This is a genomic window from Coprococcus eutactus (genome assembly GCF_001404675.1).
Classification (GTDB): Bacteria; Bacillota; Clostridia; order Lachnospirales; family Lachnospiraceae; genus Coprococcus; species Coprococcus aceti.
Genome location: NZ_CYXU01000008.1, coordinates 43565 through 67204 on the forward strand (window position 1 = coordinate 43565; position 23640 = coordinate 67204).

The 23640-nt window shown below is 45.5% G+C and carries 18 protein-coding genes and 1 riboswitch; all 18 genes read left to right on the top strand.

From position 1 onward, the window contains the following. Window positions 1–36: 36 nt before the first annotated feature. The 18 genes from ARA78_RS12510 (at window position 37) to gltA (ending at window position 23623) form a co-directional block, all read left to right on the top strand. Window positions 37–1455: a glycoside hydrolase family 1 protein gene (locus tag ARA78_RS12510; protein WP_055280629.1), complete on the top strand. Its 1419-nt coding sequence runs from the start codon at window positions 37–39 to the stop codon at window positions 1453–1455. Window positions 1456–1705: 250 nt separating this feature from the next. Beyond that, entirely contained in the window at window positions 1706–2680 is a 975-nt protein-coding gene (locus tag ARA78_RS12515; RefSeq protein ID WP_055280630.1) for an aldolase catalytic domain-containing protein, read from the top strand. 297 nt (window positions 2681–2977) lie between these two features. Continuing rightward, window positions 2978–3934, top strand: a complete 957-nt coding sequence (locus ARA78_RS12520; RefSeq protein WP_055280631.1) for a Gfo/Idh/MocA family protein — start codon at window positions 2978–2980, stop codon at window positions 3932–3934. Beyond that, window positions 3931–4680 (top strand): lysophospholipid acyltransferase family protein, encoded by a 750-nt coding sequence (locus ARA78_RS12525; protein WP_022216917.1) that lies wholly within the window; start codon window positions 3931–3933, stop codon window positions 4678–4680. Before ARA78_RS12520 ends, ARA78_RS12525 begins: the two co-directional genes overlap by 4 nt. Next, window positions 4655–5539 (top strand): diacylglycerol/lipid kinase family protein, encoded by an 885-nt coding sequence (locus ARA78_RS12530; RefSeq protein WP_015534018.1) that lies wholly within the window; start codon window positions 4655–4657, stop codon window positions 5537–5539. The genes ARA78_RS12525 and ARA78_RS12530 overlap by 26 nt, the downstream gene beginning before the upstream one ends. Before the next feature lie 105 nt (window positions 5540–5644). Continuing rightward, window positions 5645–6163, top strand: coding sequence for a pyridoxamine 5'-phosphate oxidase family protein (locus ARA78_RS12535; RefSeq protein WP_022216916.1), 519 nt, complete (start codon window positions 5645–5647; stop codon window positions 6161–6163). Between the two features lie 145 nt (window positions 6164–6308). Continuing rightward, window positions 6309–7985, top strand: a complete 1677-nt coding sequence (gltX, locus tag ARA78_RS12540; protein WP_015534016.1) for a glutamate--tRNA ligase — start codon at window positions 6309–6311, stop codon at window positions 7983–7985. Between the two features lie 245 nt (window positions 7986–8230). Then, the gene (gene argJ / locus ARA78_RS12545; protein WP_022216915.1) at window positions 8231–9475 is read left to right on the top strand and encodes a bifunctional glutamate N-acetyltransferase/amino-acid acetyltransferase ArgJ; all 1245 of its coding nucleotides are present in this window, start codon (window positions 8231–8233) and stop codon (window positions 9473–9475) included. A gap of 255 nt (window positions 9476–9730) precedes the next feature. Next, entirely contained in the window at window positions 9731–12499 is a 2769-nt protein-coding gene (locus ARA78_RS12550; protein ID WP_055280632.1) for a glycoside hydrolase family 3 protein, read from the top strand. A 73-nt stretch (window positions 12500–12572) separates the two neighbouring features. Beyond that, window positions 12573–12656: riboswitch (NiCo riboswitch) on the top strand. Window positions 12657–12831: 175 nt separating this feature from the next. Further along, a complete protein-coding gene (locus ARA78_RS12555) occupies window positions 12832–13764 on the top strand; it encodes a cation diffusion facilitator family transporter (protein ID WP_015534011.1) in 933 nt (310 codons plus the stop codon). A gap of 396 nt (window positions 13765–14160) precedes the next feature. Continuing rightward, complete coding sequence (locus ARA78_RS12560) at window positions 14161–14910, top strand: DeoR/GlpR family DNA-binding transcription regulator (RefSeq protein ID WP_022216913.1); 750 nt, start codon at window positions 14161–14163, stop codon at window positions 14908–14910. Next, entirely contained in the window at window positions 14910–15812 is a 903-nt protein-coding gene (gene pfkB / locus ARA78_RS12565) for a 1-phosphofructokinase (RefSeq protein WP_055280633.1), read from the top strand. The genes ARA78_RS12560 and pfkB overlap by 1 nt, the downstream gene beginning before the upstream one ends. A gap of 103 nt (window positions 15813–15915) precedes the next feature. Next, window positions 15916–17982, top strand: coding sequence for a PTS fructose transporter subunit IIABC (locus ARA78_RS12570; RefSeq protein WP_055280634.1), 2067 nt, complete (start codon window positions 15916–15918; stop codon window positions 17980–17982). A gap of 401 nt (window positions 17983–18383) precedes the next feature. Further along, complete coding sequence (locus ARA78_RS12575) at window positions 18384–18647, top strand: HPr family phosphocarrier protein (RefSeq protein ID WP_022216909.1); 264 nt, start codon at window positions 18384–18386, stop codon at window positions 18645–18647. Window positions 18648–18782: 135 nt separating this feature from the next. Then, on the top strand, window positions 18783–20486 hold the full coding sequence (gene ptsP, locus ARA78_RS12580; protein WP_055280635.1) for a phosphoenolpyruvate--protein phosphotransferase: 1704 nt from the start codon (window positions 18783–18785) through the stop codon (window positions 20484–20486). Window positions 20487–20795: 309 nt separating this feature from the next. Beyond that, window positions 20796–21101, top strand: a complete 306-nt coding sequence (locus ARA78_RS12585; protein ID WP_055280636.1) for a hypothetical protein — start codon at window positions 20796–20798, stop codon at window positions 21099–21101. Window positions 21102–21335: 234 nt separating this feature from the next. After that, window positions 21336–22223 carry a sulfide/dihydroorotate dehydrogenase-like FAD/NAD-binding protein gene (locus ARA78_RS12590; protein WP_055280640.1) on the top strand — a complete coding sequence of 296 codons (888 nt, stop codon included), beginning with the start codon at window positions 21336–21338 and terminating at the stop codon, window positions 22221–22223. Further along, window positions 22223–23623 carry an NADPH-dependent glutamate synthase gene (gene gltA / locus ARA78_RS12595; protein ID WP_015534005.1) on the top strand — a complete coding sequence of 467 codons (1401 nt, stop codon included), beginning with the start codon at window positions 22223–22225 and terminating at the stop codon, window positions 23621–23623. The genes ARA78_RS12590 and gltA overlap by 1 nt, the downstream gene beginning before the upstream one ends. Window positions 23624–23640: the final 17 nt, after the last annotated feature.

The following is a 23640-nucleotide window of genomic DNA, read 5'->3' on the forward strand; positions in this document are numbered from 1 at the left end:
ATACTATTGAAAATGTAAATCCATGGAGGGAAAATTATGATAATCACAAAGAAACATGGACTTCCGGAGAATTTCCTCTGGGGAGCATCGACAAGCGCATATCAGGTTGAGGGCGCCAATCTGTCACACGGCAAGGGCCCAAGTGTGCAGGACATCAAGACAGTTCCAGCGGGAACAAGTGAGCTGGATGTGTGTGCTGATTTTTATCACAGATATGCAGAGGACATAGCCCTCATGGCTGAGATGGGATTCAAGACATTCAGATTCTCCATCGCGTGGAGCAGAGTCCTCCCAGAGGGAACCGGCAGAGTCAACCAGGAGGGAATTGACTTCTACAACAATGTGATAAATGAGTGCCTCAAGTACGGAATCGAGCCGCTTGTCACAATGTTCCATTTTGATCTTCCTGCGGCTCTTGAGAAAAAAGGTGGCTGGTCGAGAAGAGAGAGTGTTGACGAGTTTGTTGAATTTGCAAAGCTTCTCTACACAAATTATGGAGACAGAGTAAAGTACTGGCTGACTATCAATGAGCAGAACATGCTCACACTTGTGGGTGACGTGATCGGAACCTGCAACATGGAGGGCGTGACAAATAAATACAAGAAGCTTTATCAGGAGAATCACCACATGCTCCTTGCTCAGGCAAAGGCCATGAAGCTTCTCCATGAGATGTGTCCTGGTGCAAAGATTGGTCCTGCACCAAATATTTCACTGGTATATCCTGCCACATGTAAGCCGAAGGATGTCTTGGCAGCACAGAACTTCAACGCGATAAGAAACTGGCTTTACCTTGATATGGCAGTGTATGGAAGATACAACGACCTGGTGTGGAAGTTCCTTGAAGAGCATGACGCTATCCCTGTTATTGAGGCTGGAGATATGGATATCATGGAGCAGGCAAAGCCTGATTTTATAGGTTTCAATTATTATAACACTGCAACGGTTGAGTGGGATGACAGCCCGGTTGCTGTGACGGACTCAGAAAAAAAGGATCAGCAATCAGCCGGTATTGAGCCGGGGGTATACAAGGCGTATCCAAATCCAAATCTTCTCCGCACAGAGTTTGGCTGGGAGATAGACCCTGACGGCTTCAGGGCAACTATAAGAGAGATGTACAGCAGATATCACCTTCCTATGATTGTGACAGAGAATGGTCTTGGCGCATATGACAAGCTTACAGAGGACGGCAAGGTACACGACGACTATCGTATAGAGTACTTAAGAAAGCATATAGAGCAGATTAAGCTGGCAGCAGACGAGGGCGCAGAGATGATGGGTTACTGTCCTTGGTCAGCAATTGATCTCGTGTCCACCCACGAGGGAATCACCAAGAGATACGGCTTTATATATGTCAACAGAGATGAGTTTGACATGAAGGATCTTGCGAGATACAGAAAGGATTCCTTCTACTGGTACAAGAAGGTCATCGAGACTAACGGCGAGGATCTGAGCTAGCTTGTAGTTGAGTAAAAGCACTGGGAGACTGGGTGAGAGTTGCTTGAGATTTGTTTGCGATATAATTGTGCTAAAACGTAGATTTACTTGCGTAAAAGATAAAATAAAGTCCTTGCATTAATTTATTTATGTGCTATACTAAATAAAGTCACTAACATACACCAACGCGTTAAAGTGACGTAAGTTTAAACTGAGAAAACTGAGGAGAAAATCAAAACAAAAAACAAAAAACAAGAAGGAGGACACTATTATGATAGGCGGAGATCTGATCACCTACAGACCTGACATTCAGGTACTTGACGCAACAATAAGAGATGGAGGACTTGTCAACGATTTCTATTTTACTGACGAGTTTGTAAGAGCCCTCTATGAAGCGAACATCAAGGCGGGGGTTGATTATATGGAATTCGGCTATAAGGCCTCCAAGGAAATGTTTGATGTGAACAAATTCGGCAAATGGAAGTTCTGCAACGAGGAGGATATAAGAGCCATCGTTGGAGAGAACAATACAGATCTGAAAATTTCAGTTATGGCTGATGTCGGAAGATGCGACTACAAGAAGGATATCATCGACAGAGCCGACAGTGTTATCGATCTGGTGAGGGTGGCGACATACATCAACACCATGCCTGCAGCCATCGAGATGATTGAGGATGCACATGCAAAGGGATACGAGACCACATGTAATATCATGGCAGTTTCAAAGGATCAGGAGTCGGATATCGATCTTGCCCTTGAGCTGCTTGGTAAGAGCAATGTAGATGGAATATACATTGTTGACAGCTACGGCTCACTGTACCCTGAGCAGATCAAGAAACTCGCGGAGAAATATGTCGCAGTTGGAGAGAAGTATGGCAAGAAGATAGGAATACATGCACACGACAACTTAAAGCTTGCCTATGCCAACACTGTTGAGGCAATGAGGAGTGGTGCGAGCATGCTCGATGGAACTGTAAGCTGTATGGGCAGGGGCGCAGGAAATTGTGCGCTTGAGCTTCTTCTTGGATTCCTCAGAAATCCCAAGTACAACCTGTACCACATCTTGAAGTTCATAGAGCAGTACATGGTTCCGCTCAAGGCAAAGGGAGATGCAGTATGGGGCTATGATGTGCCATACATGCTGACCGGAATGCTGAATCAGCATCCAAGGGAAGCCATCGATTTCATCAAGAATGAGAGACATGATTATGCAGATATGTACAGCTACCTTATGTACAGAGAGTAACATGCGGATTGTGGAACAACATATTTTACACTGTAGAATATGTGTAGCCGATAGAGATGCATAGTACAACATATATAGTGGGTTGGGTGCTTATTATGGTGCTCAAGATAAAGGGGAGGACTCCTGGTGTCAGTTATCGCTGGCATCAGGAGTTTTTCTTCTTTTTTTCGGGCTGTGTGTTATAATCGGATGTGTAGTGTCAAAATTTGTCAAAAAACAACAAGAGAAATACTTGGGAAGATTGATATGAGCAGCGACAGTACTTGAAAACATACAGAAATAACAGGAGGACAGCACGTGAACATAGGAATAATGGGCGCAGGCAAGATTGCCGGTGTCATGGCAGATACGATAAATAAGATGGATGATGTGGAGCTGTATGCGGTAGGTTCAAGAACTTTGGAAAAGGCAAATGCATTTGCCGGGAAATTTGATATAGATAAGACTTATGGGAGTTACGAAGAATTGGTAAGTGATGATGCTATAGATCTTATATACATTGCAACGCCGCATTCACATCACTATGAGCATATGAAGCTCTGCATAGAACATGGAAGAAATGTACTTTGCGAGAAAGCATTTACCTACGATGCTGCGCAGGCTGAGGAGATCGCAGCTCTGGCAGCGGAGAAGAAGGTGTATGTGGCTGAGGCGATATGGACGAGGTATATGCCGTCCAGACAGATAATAAATGAAATTCTTGAATCAGGTGTGATAGGGGATATCAGGACAATGACCTGCAATCTGTCCTATCCGATATCAAAGATAGAGCGCCTGATCAGACCAGAGCTGGCAGGGGGTGCCCTTTTAGACGTGGGAGTTTACGGGCTGAACTTCATTGTCATGCATATGGGAAAGGATATCTCGGATATTGAGTCCTCTGTTATGATGCACGAGACTGGAGTAGATGGACAGGAGAGTATAACCGTCAAATACAGAGACGGCAGGATGGCAGTGACAACCCACAGCATGTACGGAAGATCAGACAGAAAAGGTATCTTTTACGGTGAGAAGGGATACATGATAGTCCAGAATATAAATAATCCACAGTGGATAGATGTATTTGACTGTGAGGACAGGCTTATCAGACACGTGGATGTGCCGGAACAGATAAGTGGTTATGAGTATGAGATCATGGAGAGTCTGGATATGATCAGACAGGGACAGTTCCAGAGTAAATCGATGCCTTTGTCAGAGTCTATATATATGATGAAGCTTATGGATGACATTAGAAACGGGTGGAATAAAAAGTGATAATTATATATATACTTGGCGGAATCATAGCCATATTTCTGATGTACATACTTTTTCTCTTCGTGTGCAGTCTGTTCGTGAGAACTGACAGGCAGTATACGGAGGACAGCAGGTTCTACAGGCATCTGCTGTATGGTGCCACCGGATTTGCCATGTGGTTTCTAAGAGTGAAAATGCATGTGACTGGCATGGAGAAGATTCCAGTGGATGTCAAACCACTCTTTGTGGGAAATCATCTGTCAAATTATGATCCGCTGATAGAATGGCAGGTATTTAAGAAGTGGGATGTGGCATTTGTATCCAAGCCGGAGAATTTTAAGATACCGATATTCGGCAGGATCATCAGAAGATGCTGCTTTATGCCGATAGACAGATCAGATCCGGGTAAGGCATTGTCTACGATCAAGACGGCTACCGAGATTCTCCAGAAGGGAGATATGGCAGTTGGAGTATACCCGGAGGGAACGAGAAACAGACAGGGCGGACTTCTGCCATTTCACACGGGTGTTTTCAGGATAGCCCAGAAAGCGCATGCGCCGATAGTCGTCATGGCGATACACGGAACGGAGAATATCTACAGGAATGTGCTGAGGCGCAGATCTGACGTCTATATAGATGTGGTGGATGTGATACCTGCCGATGAGGTAAAAGCAATGAAGAAGAATGAGATCAGCGACAGGGTGAGACTTGTCCTTGAGAAAGATGAAAAGGGTAAAAACTATGGGAAAGAAGTACATTTTATATAATTCACTGGCGGGCAACGGCAAATGTATGTATGACGTGCAGGCACTTGCAGATACATATCCTGATGCGATACTCAAGAAGATGACAGAGATCGCTTCATATGCGGAGTTCATGGGATCGCTTGCAGAGGATGACGAGGTTATCCTGTGCGGCGGTGACGGAACGCTGAACATATTTGTGAATGACATAAAGGACATGGATGTGAAGAATACCATCTACTATTATGCCTCCGGAAGCGGCAATGACTTTGCAAAGGACATAGGACATAACAGTCATGACACTCCGGATTACCAGATAAATCAGTACATACAGCATCTGCCGGAGGTGACGATCAACGGCAAAAAGTGGCTGTTCATGAACAATGTTGGATTCGGAATAGACGGTTACTGCTGTGAGGAGGGCGACCGCCAGAGGACAAAGAATGAGAAAACTCATAAGAACAAGCCTGTGAACTACACGGCTATAGCTATCAAAGGCCTGCTCTACGCATTCAAACCGAGAAATGCTGTGGTGAAAGTGGATGGAGTCCGTCATGAATATAAAAATGCCTGGCTCGTGCCAACCATGAATGGCAGATATTATGGCGGCGGAATGATGGCTACCCCCGGGCAGGACAGACTGAATCCGGAGCATACAGTTTCGGTTATGGTGTTCCGCGGCAAGGGCAAGCTTGGAACCCTTATGATCTTTCCTTCTATATTCAAGGGAGAGCATGTCAAGTACGAAAAGCATGTTGATATATTCAACGCAAAAGAGGTTGAGGTTGAATTTGATCGCCCGACACCACTTCAGATAGACGGCGAGACGATACTTGGAGTTACATCATACAAAGTTAAAGCGTGGAGCCTGGATCAGAAATAAAAAAGTTTTGAAAATCCGAATAATATAAAGTTCAAAAAACTTGCAAATATGCTGACGTCATTTATACTATTTTAATAGATTGTACGCTGAAAAAGGAGGTATTGTATGCGGGAGATGCGGAGAAGTGACAGGATGATAACAGATCGTGAAGAGATAGTGGATGTACTTGATTCGTGTAAGGTGTTCCGGATGGCGGTTCACGATGAAGAGGGAATGTACATAGTTCCGCTGAATTTCGGTTATACCTACGAGGAGGATGTTCTGAAGCTTTATTTCCACTCTGCCGGTGAGGGCAGGAAGGTGGATGCTCTGGCAGCGGATCCGAAGGTGGCTATAGAGATGGACACAGATCACTATCTGGTTGAGGGACCAAATGCCTGCAGCTTTGGTTATCTCTACAGCAGTATCATGGGAAATGGCACAGCCAGAAAGCTGACAGATCCTGAGGAAAAGTGCGAGGCACTCAACTGCCTTATGAATCATCAGCTTGCGAGAAATACCGATAATATGAGATCGTTTGACAAGGTAGAAAAGAAGAAGTATAACTACTCAGACCAGATGCTGGCAGCGGTAAATGTGTATGAGATAGTTGTGGAAAATTTTACGTGTAAGTCAAGGCGATAAGTATATGGAATCTATGCAATTGCCATTGTGGTTTAAGGAATTGACGTAAAACATAATACAAATTATAATCAGACAGGATATAATGAAGCGATCATCAAGCAGACTCTTGATGATAAGTGATATAGCAGAAAGGTGAAAACAGGAGATGGATTACAACAAATTAGCGGATTTGATATTTGCAGATATAACAGATACAGTGGATGACCTTGAGAAGAGATTTCCGGAGAGAGATCTTCCAGAGGGAGCAAGGGTAACAAGATTTGCGCCAAGCCCTACAGGATACATGCACATCGGTGGACTGTATGCAGCCATGATCTCAAGAAAGCTTGCAAAGCAGAGTGGCGGCGTGTTCTACCTCAGAATAGAGGACACTGACAGAAAGAGAGAGCTTGAGGACGGTGTAAATGAGATCATCAATTCGCTGAAGAAGTTTGACCTTGGATTTGACGAGGGACCATTTGAGGGCGGTGAGACTATATATGGTCCATATAAGCAGAGTGAGAGAAAAGAGATATATCAGACATGTGTCAAGAAGCTTATGCAGGAGGGATATGCATATCCTGACTTCACAACAGCCGAGGAGCTTGATGAGATCAGGGCAAAGCAGGAGGCTGCAAAGGTTGACATAGGATATTACGGCGAGTATGCAGTAGGAAGAAATCTGACATACGAGCAGATAGAGGAGAAGCTTGCAGCGGGCGAGCCATATGTTGTGAGACTCAAGAGTCCGGGCGAGGCAGGAAAGACTGTTATCTACAGCGATCCTATCAGGGGCAAGATCGAGATGCCTGAGAATATCATGGATGTGGTACTTCTGAAGTCAGACGGAATACCTACATACCATTTTGCACATGCAGTTGACGATCATTTCATGAGGACAAATCTTGTCATCAGAGGTGACGAGTGGCTTGCATCATATCCACTTCACAAGCAGCTCTTTGATCTGTGTGGATTTGCGCTTCCAAAGTATGCGCACATCGCACCTATCATGAAGCTTGAGGTTACAGTGGACGAGGAGGGAGAGCACCAGAGAAAGAGAAAGCTCAGCAAGAGAAAGGACCCGGAGGCTGCGGTTGGCTTCTATGCAGAGCAGGGATTCCCATCAGTCAGCGTGCTTGAGTACCTTATGACAATAGCAAACTCCAACTACGAAGAGTGGCATGCAGCACATGCAGACAAGACAATAGACGACTTTACATTATCACTCAAGAAGATGCCTGTCAGCGGCGCACTTTTTGACATGGTGAAGCTCAATGATGTCAGCAAGGAGATGATCTCAAAGCTCACAGCCGAGGAGTGTTACGACCTCATCATGGAGTGGGCAAAGGAGCATGACGAGAACATATACACATTTGGCACACAGGACAAGGACGGCTTCATGAAGACCATCAACCTGTGGAAGATGTCAGGCAAGAAGGTCCGCAAGGACGTCGGCAAATGGTCAGATCTGCGCGCGATGTTCGGTTATCTGTACACACCTGAGGATGAGCTGGATCTCCAGTATGAGATAGACGAGAAGTACACACCGGAGATGATCACAGAGGTTATCGAGGAGTACAAGAAGGATCTCTTCCTTGACTCAGAGGACTGGTTCTCAAGCATGAAGGTCATGGGCGAGAAGATCGGCTACTGTCCAAATGTCAAGGAGTACAAGCAGAATCCTGACGGATACAAGGGAAGCATCACAGATGTATGTACTATAGTCAGAGTTGCCATCACAGGCAAGCAGAACTCACCTGACCTGTTTACGATCATGAACGTGATAGGAAAAGACAAGACCGTGGGCAGACTGGACAAGTTCCTTGCGTGGGTGAATAGATAGGATGTATCAATTGGATGTGCACATTAAGTTGACATAGTCTGTATCGTGTTTGACATAACCATGCAGGAGCGCTCCCGCTCAACTCAGGCTGCAGCGGCACTAGCGCTCGCAGGCTCACTGAGAGCCGGCGCCTTCGTATGTCCTGCATCAGTTAATGTCAAAACGATTACAGATTGTACTATATACTTGTGCACATCCAATTGATGAAGATTGGTTAAAATATATTTAGAAGGGATTGGATTACTATGAACAAGAAGATATATGATGGTTATACATATGTAGACGGTGGCGTGTGCGCGGCCAAGGGTTTCACGGCAAATGGACTTAACTGTGGACTGAACCCTGACAAGAACAAGAATGATCTCGGAATGGTATTTTCAGAGGTGCCATGTGTGGCAGCAGGCGTGTATACACAGAACAAGGTGAAGGGCGCACCGGTCACAGTTACCAAGGAACACCTGAAGAAATCTGGCAACAAGGCACAGGCAGTCATTGTGAACTCCAAGAATGCCAACACATGCAACGCGGATGGAATAGAGAAGGCTGAGAAGATATCCCAGCTTGCAGCGGATGCCCTGGGTATAGATGTGAACCTTGTCATCAATGCTTCAACAGGTGTCATCGGACAGATCATCCCTATCGAGCCATTTGAGGAGCATATGAAAGAACTTGCAGACGGTCTCACAGCAGACGGCAACGACAAGGCTGCAAATGCTATCATGACCACAGACACAGTTGACAAGCAGGTTGCTGTCCAGTTTGACATAGACGGAGTGACATGCACCCTCGGAGGTATGGCAAAGGGAAGCGGAATGATCCATCCAAACATGGCTACAACGCTTAACTTCATCACATCAGACATAGCCATTACATCAGAGCTGATCCAGAAGGCGCTCTCAGAGATCGTAAAGGTTACTTACAACTGTCTCTCAGTAGATGGAGACCAGTCCACAAATGATACCCTGACAGTCATGGCAAATGGCCTTGCTGGCAACAAGCTCATCGACACGGAGAACGAAGCTTATGAGAAGTTCAAGAAGGCCCTCTATATAGTTATGGAGTGCATGACCATGATGCTTGCATCAGACGGCGAGGGCGCAACCAAGATGATCGAGTGTACAGTTGCAGGGGCACCTGACCTTGACACAGCCATTATCGTGGCAAAGAGCGTTATCCGTTCCCCACTTACAAAGTGTGCTATGTTCGGCGAGGATGCCAACTGGGGACGTATCCTCTGTGCCATCGGATATGCGGAGGCAGACTTTGATATAGATAAGGTTGCAGTTGACCTTGAGTCAGAATTTGGCGTAGTTCCTGTATGCCGCAACGGCGCAGGCGTACCATTCTCAGAGGAGAAGGCAGCCAAGGTATTGAGCTCAGATGAAATCCACATCAACATAGATCTCGGAATCGGCGATGTTACAGCCAAGGCATGGGGCTGTGATCTGACATATGATTACGTGAAGATCAATGGGGATTATCGTTCATAGTCTTAAATATATACAGTGAGATTTGAATATATAATAACAGAGGTGGGGAGCTTTATCCCCGCCATTGTTTTTTCTGCATTACCGGGAAAATAATAATAAGCAAGATAATAAGTAAGATAGTAAGCAGGATAGAAATGCTATCAGCACAGCAAATAAACAGAGTTTTCCATATCAAAAAATGGATAAATCTTGTAAAATAAATAACATAGTGAAGTAGTGAATAAATAGGTGTTCAAAACGTTGGAGGTTAAATACATGGAAGATAGAGTACTTGACTGGGCAGTATATGAGAAGACAGCCCGTGAGATGGCTGCAGAGGGACTTGTTCTGTTAAAGAACGACAACAAAGCTCTGCCACTTAAGCAGGGAGAGACGGTTTCTGTATTTGGACGTATGCAGAACCATTATTATAAGAGTGGAACCGGTTCAGGCGGTATGGTGAATGTTGCCAGAGTGGTAGGAATCCTTGATGCACTTAACGAGTGCAAAGATGTAAATGTCAATCAGAAGCTGGCAGAGACTTATGCCGCATGGGATGAGGAACATCCTGTGGAGCTGGGACTTGGCTGGGGACAGGAGCCGTGGTCACAGGCAGAGATGCCGGTTACAGAGGAGCTCGTGCAGGAGGCTGCCGGCGAGTCGGATTCGGCCATAGTGATAATCGCTAGGACGGCAGGCGAGGACAAGGACAATACACTTGAAAAAGGAGCATTTATGCTCACTGATATAGAGACTGATATGCTTAGACTTGTCAGAGAGAATTTCCAGAAGATGGTCGTTCTCTTGAATGTCGGCGGTCTTATAGATATGTCATTTCTTGACACGATTTCCCCGGATGCCTGCATGTATGTATGGCAAGGTGGAATGGTCGGAGGATATGGAGTGGCTGATGTCCTCGTAGGAGATGTCAGCCCTTCAGGAAAACTCACAGACACGATAGCCTACGATATCAAGGATTATCCTGCGTATGACAATTTCGGCGGCGAAGAGAGAAACTTCTACGCTGAGGATATCTATGTGGGATACCGTTACTTTGAGACATTTGCAAAGGATAAGGTCAGATATCCGTTTGGATACGGATTGTCATACACAGACTTCAAGATCGGCGTAAAACATGCAAGCCTGGATTTTGAAAAAGGCGTGGCGAATATCTGTGTCAAAGTCACAAATACAGGAAAGAGACTTGGCAAGGAGGTTGTCCAGGTGTACGGTGAGATGCCACAGGGCAGGCTTGGCAAGCCATCCAGAGTGCTCATTGATTTTGCGAAGACAAAGGAGCTTGTTCCGGGACTCAGCGATGAGCTGAAGTTTGAGATTCCGCTTGACCGTATGGCATCATTTGACGATTCGGGAGTCACGGGCCATAGAAACTGTTATGTGCTTGAAGCTGGAGACTACACTATCCATGTAGGAAACAGCATAAGAAATACAACAGAGTGTCTGTTCTTTGAGCTTACCGAGACTGTGGAGCTTCAGAAGCTTCAGGAGGCACTTGCACCATATGAGAAGTTTGACCGCATGAAACCATTCTGTGATGAGAACGGCAGGATGCTTATAGAGTATGAGGAGACACCTCTAGTCACTGTTGATATGTATGACAGGAGAGAGCAGGAGCTGCCGGAGGAGATACCGGTTACCGGTGACAAGGGAATTATGCTTCTTGATGTAAGAGAAGGCAGGGCCACCATGGATGAGTTTATAGCGCAGTTTGATGATGAGGATCTGGCATGCTTTGTCCGCGGCGAGGGAATGGGAAGTTCTCTTGTGACGGCGGGAACAGCGTCAGCATTTGCCGGGGTATCGCCAAATTTGATCGCACATAAGATTCCGTCGGTGTGCTGTGATGACGGACCATCGGGAATGAGACTCGACTCAGGTATGAAGGCATTCTCACTTCCAAATGGCACTCTGTGCGGATCTTCATTCAACCGGGAACTGAATACAAGGCTTTACGCACTTCTCGGACTTGAGATGACAGTAAATAAGGTTGAGGTTCTTCTTGGACCGGGAATGAATATCCACCGTCACCCGCTTAATGGACGAAACTTTGAGTATTTCTCCGAGGATCCATACCTTACGGGTTCCATTGCAACTGCACAGTTAGAGGGACTTAAGTCCAGCGGCGTGTCCGGAACGATCAAGCATTTCTGCGGAAATAATCAGGAGTATCACCGCCATACAACTGACTCGATCATCTCCCAGAGGGCACTCAGGGAGATATATCTGAAGGGATTTGAGATAGCTGTCAAGTCGGGATATGCCGACTCTGTTATGACAACATATGGTCTGGTAAATGGTCTCTACACCGCAGGAAGTTATGATCTGAATACCACGATACTCAGAAATGAGTGGGGATTTACAGGCGTGGTCATGACAGATTGGTGGGCATCCATCAACCGCAGGGGTATGGAGCCGGATGCAAATGACTTTGCGACTATGATACAGGCACAGAATGACATGTATATGTGCTGCCCGGACGGCTCGAAGAACATGGGCGGAGATAATGTCATAGAGGCACTTCAGGACGGACGTATATTGAGAGCTGAGCTTCAGAGAATTGCAAAGAATGTGTGTAACTTTGCCATGAATACGAATGCATTTAAGCGTCTTGTGGGAGAGCCTGTAGAGGTAGAGATAATAAACCGTCCAAAGCAGGCGGACGATTTTTCAATTGATGATGTGGAATACATCAATGTCGACAGAGACATACTTATAGATCTGACAGAGAAGGCCAGCACCGCCGACACGAATTATGTCATAGCACTTGATGTTGAACATCCGGGAGAGTATGAGGTGAGCCTGAGGGGAAGCTCGACACTCGAAAAGCTTGCCCAGCTGCCGTGTACCCTGTTTTTCAACGGATTCCCTGTGAGCAATTTCACATTTAACGGAACTGACGGCAAGGATGTTGTGATCAGGAAAGAGGTCAAATTTTACGGCAGATTCAATGTGCTCCGACTGTATGTGAAATCGAATGGACTTGATCTCAAGGATATTAAGTTTAGTTTTGAAAAAGAATTTTGATCTGAAAATAAATATTGACATAGACTGCCATAGATGGTAACCTAAATTAACTCTTTGCACTGCATATAAATCTACAGTACAAACTGAGCAGACCATTGGCGAAAGCCAAGGAGTCGGGCCATCATGGCAGTGGAATCTTTACATCCACGGGACAGTAGTTACTAATACTGAGTCGTGGGTGTTTTTTTATACTCTTTTAGACATTCTATAAAATCTCCCACATATATTTAGTGATAAGAGCTTTCTGAAATATATTGATCGCACAGCATCGGTCTTTTGATTAAGGTGATTATCAATAGACTGGTGTTCATTAGGAAAGGATGGCTGATTATATGGAAAGCGCAAACAAAATAAACACGATGGCGGCATCTGCCGTATCAGAGGATGAGTTTAAAAAGGTTGCAAATAAAGTATCGTTTATAACGATAGTACAGAACGTACTGTTGTCAGTATTCAAATTATTTGCGGGAATATTTGCACATTCAAATGCAATGATAAGTGATGCGGTACATTCAGCATCAGACGTGTTCAGCACCATAATAGTCATAATTGGGGTGAAGCTGGCGTCGAAGGAATCCGACAAGGAGCATCCTTACGGCCATGAGAGGCTTGAGTGTGTGGCAGCGATCGTGTTGTCTATAGTGCTGCTGTATACCGGTATCAAGATCGGCTCGCAGGCGGTTAAGGACATAATCGGTGGCAATTACCAAAGCCTGCAGAAACCGGGGATGCTGGCACTGGTGGCGGCTGTTGTATCCATTGTCACAAAGGAGATAATGTACTGGTACACAAGACACTATGCGAAGAAGATAGATTCAAGCGCACTTATGGCAGATGCATGGCATCACCGATCAGATGCGCTGTCATCGGTCGGCGCGCTTGTCGGTATCGGTGGTGCGATGATGGGATTCCCGGTTATGGATTCCATTGCAAGTATTGTTATCTTTGTATTCATAGCTAAGGCGGCATACGATATCTTCAAGGATGCCATGGATAAGATGGTGGATCACTCATGCGATGAAGAGACAGAGAAAGAGATGAGGGATTTTGTGCTCGCCCAGAAAGAAGTTCTCAGTGTTGATCTTCTTCACACAAGGATATTTGGCAACAAAATATATGTAGATGTGGAGATAGGTGTAAACGGTTCATATACATTAAGACATGCGCATGAGATAGCGGAAGAGGTCCATGAGGGAATAGAGAAGAATTTTCCAAAGGTAAAGCATGTGATGGTGCATGTCAATCCTGCGGATGTGGCAGAATAATCATAGATTGATAACGCAGAGTAAGGCACGGATCAGATTTGGTCTGTGTCTTATTTTTGTGTGTTGGAAGCTGCAAAACGAGTACCAAACCTGCAAATAGTCAAAAACAATCAGAATAATTCAGAAATCTTCAAAAATATGCAGAATAATGATTGACAATCTTCATTTACGATGATATTATGCATATAGATTGATTGAAAGTGACTGAAATCAAGTGAAAATCACCTTGAAACAATCACAAATAATTGAAAACAGTCAAAAAATATGTTATCCTAAAGAAAAGTTAAAAGCACCGGATGCAGATATATGCATTCTGAAAAGCCACGAAAAAAGAAAATACACAAACACGAAAACACATATACAGGAGACATACTTAAAAGGCAGGAGGCAATTATTATGATGACCGAGGATAGATACACAGCGATTTTAGATGCACTGAAAGAGAGAAAGTCTATGACAGTTGCAGAGTTCACGGAGATCACGGGAGCGTCAGAATCTACTATAAGAAGAGATTTGATAGCTCTGGACGATATGGGTAAGATCAAGAGATTCCATGGTGGTGCCAAGGCGATTGAGCATGAATATATCACCAATGAGGCACCGGTTTCAGCCAAGGCACAGCTCAACGTCGAAGAGAAAAGTGCCATTGCAAAATACGCGGCAACTATGATCAATGATGAAGATTTCATATTTATAGATGCAGGAACCAGCACGGCTCTCATGATCGACTATATCGGCGAAACAAATGCTACATTTGTCACCAATGGAATAGCACATGCCAAGCGGCTTCTCAAGAAGAACCTCAGAACGTATATGATAGGCGGACTTGTAAAGCCGATCACAGAGGCGATCATCGGAGCCGAGGCGGTCAATTCCATGAAAAAGTTCAATTTCACAAAGTGCTTTCTTGGAACGAATGGAATCCATATGGATTACGGATTCACAACGGTTGATGTGGAAGAGGCTATGGTGAAGATGGAAGCGGTGAACAGATCTTATGCGAGCATAGTCCTTGCCGACAGCAGCAAGTTCGACAAGGTGACGGCAGTGACATTTGCAGCAATCGAAAAAGCCTGTATTATCACGGACAGACTTGTAAATGATAAGTACATAGACGCCACAGTTGTAAAGGAGGTACTCAGATAATGATTTATACGGTGACATTTAATCCGGCGCTCGATTATGTTGTCAAGATGGACAGCCTTGAGCTTGGAATGGTGAACAGAAGTAAGTCAGAAGCCATATTCTATGGCGGCAAAGGTATCAATGTCTCCACCGTACTTAAGAACATAGGAGTTGATTCCGTAGCTCTCGGTTTTGTTGCCGGATTTACCGGTAAGGAGATTGAGGACGGAGTCAAGGCCATGGGAGTTAAGACAGATTTTATCCAGCTGAAGAATGGTCTCAGCAGGATAAATGTCAAGATCAAGGCAGAACAGGAGACGGAGATCAACGGACAGGGGCCCGACATTAAGAAAGATGAGCTTCAGCAGATGTTTGACAAGCTGTACAAGCTCCAGTCGGGAGATTGCCTGATACTTGCGGGAACCATCCCTGCTTCACTTCCATCTGACATATACGAGCAGATCATGGAGAAGCTTATGAACAGGAACATCGACATCGTGGTGGATGCGACAAAGGATCTTCTGCTCAATGTATTGAAGTTCCATCCATTCCTCATCAAGCCGAATAACCATGAGCTTGGCGAGATGTTCGGAGTAGTCTTAAAGAGCGACGACGAGATCGTTGAGTATGCGAAGAAGCTTCAGGTCATGGGTGCACGAAATGTACTCATATCCATGGCAGGGGATGGAGCAATACTTATCACAGAGACAGGAGAGGTTCACAAGATCGGAGTTCCAAAGGGAACAGTTGTGAACTCAGTAGGGGCAGGTGATTCTATGGTGGCAGGTTTTACAGCAAGCTACCTGAAGGATCACGATTACATGGAAGCGCTGAAGAGAGGAACAGCAACCGGAAGTGCCACAGCATTTTCAGAAGGCCTTGCCACAGCGGACAAAGTAGAAGAACTCTACAAGCAGTTATAGTAAAACGTACGTGTTCCGTCGTGAGAGGGAATACTTAGGAGATTCAGATATCGCACAGCAGCATATGTGGATGCGGCTGATTATTTAAGAGGAGGTTACGCTTATGAGAATCACAGAGCTTTTATCAAAGGAAAGCATTGCTCTGGGTGTAAAGGTAGATTCAAAGGATGCAGCGATCGACTACCTTGTAAACCTGCACGATGCAGCAGGCAACATCTCAGACAAGAAAACATACAAAGAAGGAATACTTAAGAGAGAGGAAGAGGGCTCAACAGCTATAGGAGAAGGAATAGCGATCCCTCACTCCAAGAACAAGGCAGTCAAGAGACCTGGACTTGCAGCTATGACAGTTCCAGATGGAGTTGATTACGACTCACTTGACGGACAGCCATCAAACCTGTTCTTCATGATCGCAGCACCAGAGAGCGGATCAGATGTACATCTTGAGGTACTTTCAAGACTGTCTATGCTCCTCATGGATGAGGACTTCAGAGCAGAGCTTCTGAAGGCAGCAGACAAGGATGCATTCCTTGCAGTCGTTGACAAATATGAGAACGCAAAGTTCCCAGAGGAGACAGCAGAGAAGCCTGAGGAAAAGGCAGTTGAGAAGGCTCCTGAGAAGAAAGGCTTTAGAGTGCTTGCCGTTACAGCGTGTCCTACAGGAATAGCTCACACATATATGGCAGCTGAGGCACTTGAGAAGGCCGGCGCCAAGATGGGATATGCCTTAAAGGCTGAGACAAATGGCTCAGGCGGAGCAAAAAATATACTTACTGATGAAGAGATCGCAAACTGTGATGGTATCATAGTTGCAGCTGACAAGAGTGTTGAAACAGCAAGATTTGATGGAAAGCCGGTTCTTTTCACAAGAGTGGCAGACGGAATACACAAGCCTGAGGAGCTCATACAGAAGATCGTGGATGGTCAGGTTCCTGTTCACCACGAGGAGGGCGGCAGAAAAGAGTCAAGCAGTGCAAATGGCAGTGTGGGAAGCAGAATATACAAGCATCTTATGAACGGAGTATCACACATGCTCCCATTCGTAATCGGCGGTGGTATCCTCACAGCTCTTGCATTCCTTATAGATACACTTTGCGGATTTGGTGCAACAGGTGGATCCAACTTCGGTTCCATGACCCCGCTCTCAGCATTCTTCAAGTATGCCGGTGGCCTGGCGATGGGCGTGATGGTTCCGGTGCTTGCAGGATTTATAGCAGAGTCTATAGCAGACAGACCGGGACTTGCGGTTGGTTTCCTTGGCGGTATCCTGGCATCTTCCGGAAATGCAGCCTTGTCTGGTTATGTATGGGCAGGAGATAACCTTGGCGGATTCCAGTCATTTATATCAAAGTTTGGATTTGTAGCAGAGGGCGGCGGAAATACAGTATCAGGTTTCCTCGGCGGTATCGCAGCAGGTTTCCTTGCAGGATATGTAGTTCTTCTTCTTAGAAAGATCTGCTCCAAATTCCCTAAGTCACTGGAGGGAATTAAGCCAACACTTATATATCCACTTGTTGGTATGTTTATAGTTGCAGTACTTATGATATTTGTACTCAATCCAATTATTGGACTTATCAATACAGAACTTTCAGATATGCTGACAGCCCTTGCAAATAAAAATCTTCTCATCCCACTTGGAATTATCCTTGGCGGTATGATGGCGATAGACATGGGCGGCCCTATAAACAAGGCAGCTTATGTATACGGAACAATGGTTCTCGCAACAGCGTCAGAGCTTGTCGCAGGCGGCGCACAGCTCTCAGATCCAGCAGTTCAGGCATGCTATATCTCAATGGCATCAGTTATGGTAGGTGGTATGGTACCTCCACTTGGAATTGCTCTTGCATGTATCTTCTTCCCTAAGAAGTTCACAAAGGCAGAGAGAAACTCAACAGTATCAAATATTGTAATGTCATGTGGATTCATCACAGAGGGTGCAATACCATTTGCAGCTGCAGATCCACTCCACGTAATACCATGTACACTCGTAGGCGCAGCAGTTGCAGGTGGAATGTCAGCAGCATTCAAATGTACACTGATGGCACCTCACGGTGGAATATTCGTATTCGCAACAGTAGGCAACTGGTTACCATACATCTTCTCATGGCTTGTAGGATCAGTGATCACATGTATCATGCTCGGTCTTATCAAGAAAAATGCTCAGGATTAAAAACTGCACAAAAGTAATGCACAAAAAACGACAGAATGTTATAATTTATACAATTGGGGTTTGCGAAAGAAATCTGATAAAAATATGGATCAAGTAAAGATGGCAGGTCATCTGGCTGTGATACCATATGGTTAGAATGAAACAGGATTATTTCACGAAATTCCACAAATATAAGATTTTATTAAGAGACAGGACCACGCACAGAATAGATTGGCTGCTGGATACTGACACATCCTTTGAAGGGAATTTGAGACCGCCGGTCCTTAGGTGGCGCGATAAGCGGCACCTTAGTACCGCTGCAGGTCGAAATAAGCGGGAGCGACCCTGAAAAGGATGTGTCATTAGCCCAAAGCTTCATAATGAATACCGGTGGTCCGTCCGTAAAAGAAGGAGAAGAAATTATGGTAGCACAGACAGTAAAAGTAGTAAATGAACAGGGACTTCACATGAGACCAGCAGGAGTATTTGCAAAGGAGATGACAAAGTTCTCATGCGCAGTAACTCTCGACGTAGCAGGCAAGAAGATCAATGCCAAGAGCGTAATGCTCATCATCGCAGCATGCATCAAGTGTGGTGCTGAGGTTACAGTAGAGTGTGACGGTGCAGACGAGAAGGAGGCTCTTGCAAAGGCAGTTGAGCTCATCGAGTCAGGATTCGGCGAGTAGGACATGTAGATGTTCTGACGTCGCAGCAGGGAAATGATAAGTGAAATCTGATATCAGACTTCAGTAAATGTTACGGACAAATGGTACTCAGATTGAGTACCATTTGTTGTATAGAGAATAATTGGAGGTTTTCTTATGAATAAAGGAATCGCGGGTTCAGCCGGCTACGGCGTTGGAAAGGTTGTGATCATATCTGACGCAAAGCCGGAATATGAGAACAGAACAATCACAGATACAGATGCAGAGATTAAGAGATATGACGATGCAGTTGCAGCATTTACAGAGAAGACACATGCCATGGCAGAGGCCATGAAGGAGAGTGTCGGAGAGCACAATGCGGAGATCCTTGAGGGACACATACTGCTCCTCACAGATCCGGGGATGGATGAGATCACAAAGGGCGCGATTATGAGCGGAACCTGTGCAGAGGCTGCATTTGAGAGTACATGTGATATGTTTGCCGGAATGTTCCAGATGGCAGATGATGAGCTCACAAGACAGAGAGCAACCGATATTGGCGACATCAAGGTGAGAATGCTCAAGATACTCACAGGTACACCTGATGTGAACATATCAGAGGTTCCAGCTGGAACTATCCTTGTGGCTGAGGATCTCACCCCATCCATGACAGCAGGAATCGTCAAGGAGAATGTGGCAGGAATCATCACTGCGGTTGGCGGCAAGACATCCCACTCAGCTATTCTTGCGAGAGCACTTGAGATACCGGCGGTACTCAGCGTGGATGGAATAGTTGACATGGTTTCAGATGGAATGACAGCAGTAGTTGACGGATGCGATGGAATCTGCATACTTGATCCGTCCCCGGAAGAGATAGAAGAATATCAGGCAAAGAGAGAGAAGTATCTTAGCGACAAGGCTCTTCTTGAGGTATATAGAGGCAAAGACACAGTCACAGCTGATGGCGCAAAGGTACATTTGTATGGCAATATCGGTAATCCGGAGGATGCAAAGCAGGTTGCTGCATGTGATGGAGAGGGCGTTGGCCTTTTCAGAACAGAGTTCCTGTTCATGGGCGCATCGGAGCTCCCATCTGAGGAAGAGCAGTTCCAGGCGTACAAGGCGGCTGCCGAGACCATGGAGGGCAGAGAAGTCATCATCAGAACCCTTGATGTGGGTGGTGACAAGGATATCCCATACCTTGGACTTGAGAAAGAGGACAATCCGTTCTTAGGTTTCAGAGCAGTGAGATATTGTCTGCAGAATAAAGATTCATACAGAGTACAGCTGAGGGCACTTCTCCGCGCAAGTGCATTTGGCGATATCAAGATTATGGTACCGCTTGTCACATGTGTTGATGAGATCAGAAGCGTGAAGGCTCTTGTTAAGGAGCTCATGGCTGAGCTTGATGCAGAGAATATAGCATACAATAAGGATATCCAGGTCGGTGCAATGATAGAAACGCCTGCGGCAAGTCTCATAGCAGACCTGCTCGCAAAGGAGGCAGACTTCTTCAGTATAGGCACAAATGACCTGACACAGTACACCATGGCGGTCGACAGAGGCAATGCAAAGGTTGCGTATCTGTACTCGTCCTACAATCCTGCAGTTCTCCGCTCCATGAAGAATATCATCGAGGCGGCAAATGCAGCGGGCATCATGGTAGGCATGTGCGGTGAGGCGGCAGCAGATCCGTTGCTCATACCTCTCCTCATATCATTTGGACTGGGAGAGTTTTCAGTCAGTGCCACTTCAGTCCTTGCGACAAGAGGAACGATAGCCAAGTGGTCGAAGGCTGAAGCAGATGAGTTGGCAGCAAAGGCACTCTCACTTGCAACAGAGACGGAGGTTGCGGAACTTCTCAAAGCAAATGCAAGATAGATAAAAGTGCACAATATGGCTTGGTAAAAATATGAGTACATTTTTGTATGGTTCATGTGTTTGAGAAATCAATAATGAACAAAAACCATGACTCGTAGTGACTATTTTCACGAAAATAAAAAAAGTCGGCATTTTTAACTGGAAAAAGTGCCGATTTTTTTGTTACAGTATAATTAGTAGCAGGAAGAACACATAGTGAACAGAGTCAGCCTTGCAGATCGAAACAGACAGGTGCATCATATCGTAATTTTAGTGAGTTTGTTTTAACAGTATTGTAGATGGAAATAATATGGATAGGAGGATGTAATAATGTTTGAGAATGAAAAAGTAAACCATGTGAAGTTTGGTGAAGGCAGTGTGATGGAATGTGATGGAAGCCATATAAGAATTGTATTTTCTTATAATAATGTAGAAAAGACATTTGCCTATCCGGGAGCATTTGACAAGTTTGTCACCTTCCAGAGCAAAGAGGCACAGCAGGCAGCGGAGAGCGAGCTTGAGCAGATAAGGCTGAACCAGAAAAAGCTGGAGGGAATGAGGAAGCTTATAATTCAGGAGAACGAGAGACGGAAAGAGGAAGCGCTCAAGGCCAAGGCGAAGAGGAAGAGACAGTAATATAAAGTAAGATATAATAGTCCCTGCCAGAGAGAAAATTTTCTCTTTTGGCGGGATTTTTTGCACCTGAGGATCATTTTTAGAACAGTGCTATTTTTACATATACCTTGATTTTGTTGATATTTTTTGCTAAATTAAGTACGTACGTGTATAAATAGGGGCGTTTGCACCCATTTACAGAATAAAATGATCATAACAGTCAGAATTTGGCTGTCGGAAAGGACGGAGCACAGAGTGTATAAGATTACTAAGGTTGAACAGTTGACAGAGACCATATACCTCATGGACGTGGTTGCACCACGAGTTGCAAATAAATGTCTTCCGGGACAGTTTGTAATTGTCAGAGGTTCAGAGGATGGAGAGAGAATCCCTCTCACTATCTGCGATTACTCAAGAGAGGACGGAATCATCACTATAGTATTCCAGGTAGTTGGAGCTGCTACAGAGATGATGAAGAATAAGAAGGCAGGAGATTCATTTGCGGATTTCGTTGGACCACTTGGATGTCCATCGGAGTTCTGCAAGGAGGATATAGAAGAACTCAAGAAAAAGAAGATTCTCTTCGTTGCAGGTGGTGTTGGAACAGCGCCTGTATACCCACAGGTAAAGTGGCTCCACGAGCAGGGCATCGATGCTGATGTCATCGTCGGAGGAAGAAACAAGTCACTCATCATTCTTGAGGACAAGATGAAGAAGGTAGCCGGCAACTTGTATATCACAACAGATGACGGTTCATATGGAAGCAAGGGTGTCGTTACCAATGAGATCCAGAAGCTTGTAGACGCTGGCAACAAGTATGATGTATGTGTTGCTATCGGACCTATGATCATGATGAAGTTTGTATGTAAGCTCACGAAGGAGCTTGAGATTCCTACAGTTGTCAGCCTTAACCCTATCATGGTAGACGGAACAGGTATGTGTGGTGCCTGCCGTGTAACAGTAGGTGGAGAGGTCAAGTTCGCATGTGTAGACGGACCAGAGTTCGACGGACACAAGGTGAACTTTGAGGAGGCTATGCAGCGTCAGCAGCTCTACAAGACTGTAGAGGGCAGAGCATTCCTTGCAGCAAAAGAGGGCGATACACATCATGGCGGATGTGGAAACTGTGGAGGTGACAAGTAATGGCTATAGAAGTAGATGTTTGGAAGAGAGTGCCGGTTCGCGAGCAGGAGCCACAGGTACGTGCAAAGAATTTTGAAGAGGTTTGTTACGGATATAATGAAGAGGAGGCTATGGCTGAGGCTTCAAGATGTATAGGATGCAAGAATGCTCCATGCATGAATGGCTGTCCTGTATCTATCAATATCCCTGGATTTATAGCTCAGGTCAAGGAGGGCAACTTCGCTGAGGCGTTCAAGATCATCAGCGAGTCATCAGCACTTCCTGCTGTATGTGGACGTGTATGCCCACAGGAGACACAGTGTGAGCAGAAGTGTATCAGAGGAATCAAGGGCGAGGCGATATCCATCGGTAAGCTTGAGAGATTTGTTGCTGACTGGGCTCGTGAGAACGGAATCAAGCCAGAGCCAGCAAAGGAGATGAACGGTCACAAGGTGGCAGTCATCGGATCAGGCCCTTCAGGTGTGACAGCAGCCGGAGATCTTGCAAAGATGGGTTACGATGTAACTATATTCGAGGCACTTCACCAGCCAGGCGGAGTTCTCGTATACGGAATCCCAGAGTTCCGTCTTCCAAAGGAGAAGGTAGTTGCCAAGGAGATCGAGAACATCAAGTCACTTGGTGTCAAGATAGAGACAAATGTAGTAGTAGGAAAGTCAGTTACCATCGACTCACTCCTTGAGGATGAGGGCTTTGACGCAGTGTTCATCGGATCAGGCGCAGGACTTCCTAAGTTCATGGGTATCCCGGGTGAGAATGCCAACGGCGTATTCTCCGCAAATGAGTACCTCACAAGAAGCAACCTTATGAAGGCATTTGACGAGAATTCAAATACACCTATCATGAGAGGCAAGAAGGTTGCCGTAGTCGGCGGTGGAAATGTTGCTATGGATGCAGCAAGAACAGCACTCAGACTTGGCGCTGAGACACATATCGTATACAGACGTTCAGAGGAGGAGCTCCCAGCCAGAGTTGAGGAAGTTCACCACGCTAAGGAAGAGGGAATCATATTTGATCTCCTCACAAACCCAACAGAGATCCTTGAGGATGAGAACGGCTGGGTATGCGGTATGAAGTGTGTGAAGATGGAGCTCGGCGAGCCTGATGCATCAGGCAGAAGAAGACCTGTTGAGATTCCTGATTCAGAGTTCACAATGGACGTTGACACAGTCATCATGTCACTTGGAACTTCACCAAACCCACTTATCTCATCGACAACAGAGGGACTTGAGACAAACAAGTGGAAGTGTATCGTTGCAGAAGAGTCAAACGGACAGACGACCAAGGAAGGCGTATATGCCGGTGGTGATGCCGTAACAGGTGCTGCAACAGTTATCCTTGCAATGGAAGCTGGCAGAGCTGGTGCAAAGGGAATTGATGAGTACATCAAGAACAACAAGTAATAATCATATAGAGTCAT

What these genes read in the sequence shown, in the direction of transcription:
- argJ (WP_022216915.1), top strand. Translation starts at nt 8,231, where the DNA reads ATGAACAAGAAGATATATGATGGTTATACATATGTAGACGGTGGCGTG.
- pfkB (WP_055280633.1), top strand. Translation starts at nt 14,910, where the DNA reads ATGATTTATACGGTGACATTTAATCCGGCGCTCGATTATGTTGTCAAG.
- ARA78_RS12575 (WP_022216909.1), top strand. Translation starts at nt 18,384, where the DNA reads ATGGTAGCACAGACAGTAAAAGTAGTAAATGAACAGGGACTTCACATG.
- ARA78_RS12570 (WP_055280634.1), top strand. Translation starts at nt 15,916, where the DNA reads ATGAGAATCACAGAGCTTTTATCAAAGGAAAGCATTGCTCTGGGTGTA.
- gltA (WP_015534005.1), top strand. Translation starts at nt 22,223, where the DNA reads ATGGCTATAGAAGTAGATGTTTGGAAGAGAGTGCCGGTTCGCGAGCAG.
- ARA78_RS12535 (WP_022216916.1), top strand. Translation starts at nt 5,645, where the DNA reads ATGCGGGAGATGCGGAGAAGTGACAGGATGATAACAGATCGTGAAGAG.
- ARA78_RS12560 (WP_022216913.1), top strand. Translation starts at nt 14,161, where the DNA reads ATGATGACCGAGGATAGATACACAGCGATTTTAGATGCACTGAAAGAG.
- gltX (WP_015534016.1), top strand. Translation starts at nt 6,309, where the DNA reads ATGGATTACAACAAATTAGCGGATTTGATATTTGCAGATATAACAGAT.
- ARA78_RS12510 (WP_055280629.1), top strand. Translation starts at nt 37, where the DNA reads ATGATAATCACAAAGAAACATGGACTTCCGGAGAATTTCCTCTGGGGA.
- ARA78_RS12585 (WP_055280636.1), top strand. Translation starts at nt 20,796, where the DNA reads ATGTTTGAGAATGAAAAAGTAAACCATGTGAAGTTTGGTGAAGGCAGT.
- ARA78_RS12555 (WP_015534011.1), top strand. Translation starts at nt 12,832, where the DNA reads ATGGAAAGCGCAAACAAAATAAACACGATGGCGGCATCTGCCGTATCA.
- ARA78_RS12515 (WP_055280630.1), top strand. Translation starts at nt 1,706, where the DNA reads ATGATAGGCGGAGATCTGATCACCTACAGACCTGACATTCAGGTACTT.
- ptsP (WP_055280635.1), top strand. Translation starts at nt 18,783, where the DNA reads ATGAATAAAGGAATCGCGGGTTCAGCCGGCTACGGCGTTGGAAAGGTT.
- ARA78_RS12550 (WP_055280632.1), top strand. Translation starts at nt 9,731, where the DNA reads ATGGAAGATAGAGTACTTGACTGGGCAGTATATGAGAAGACAGCCCGT.
- ARA78_RS12530 (WP_015534018.1), top strand. Translation starts at nt 4,655, where the DNA reads ATGGGAAAGAAGTACATTTTATATAATTCACTGGCGGGCAACGGCAAA.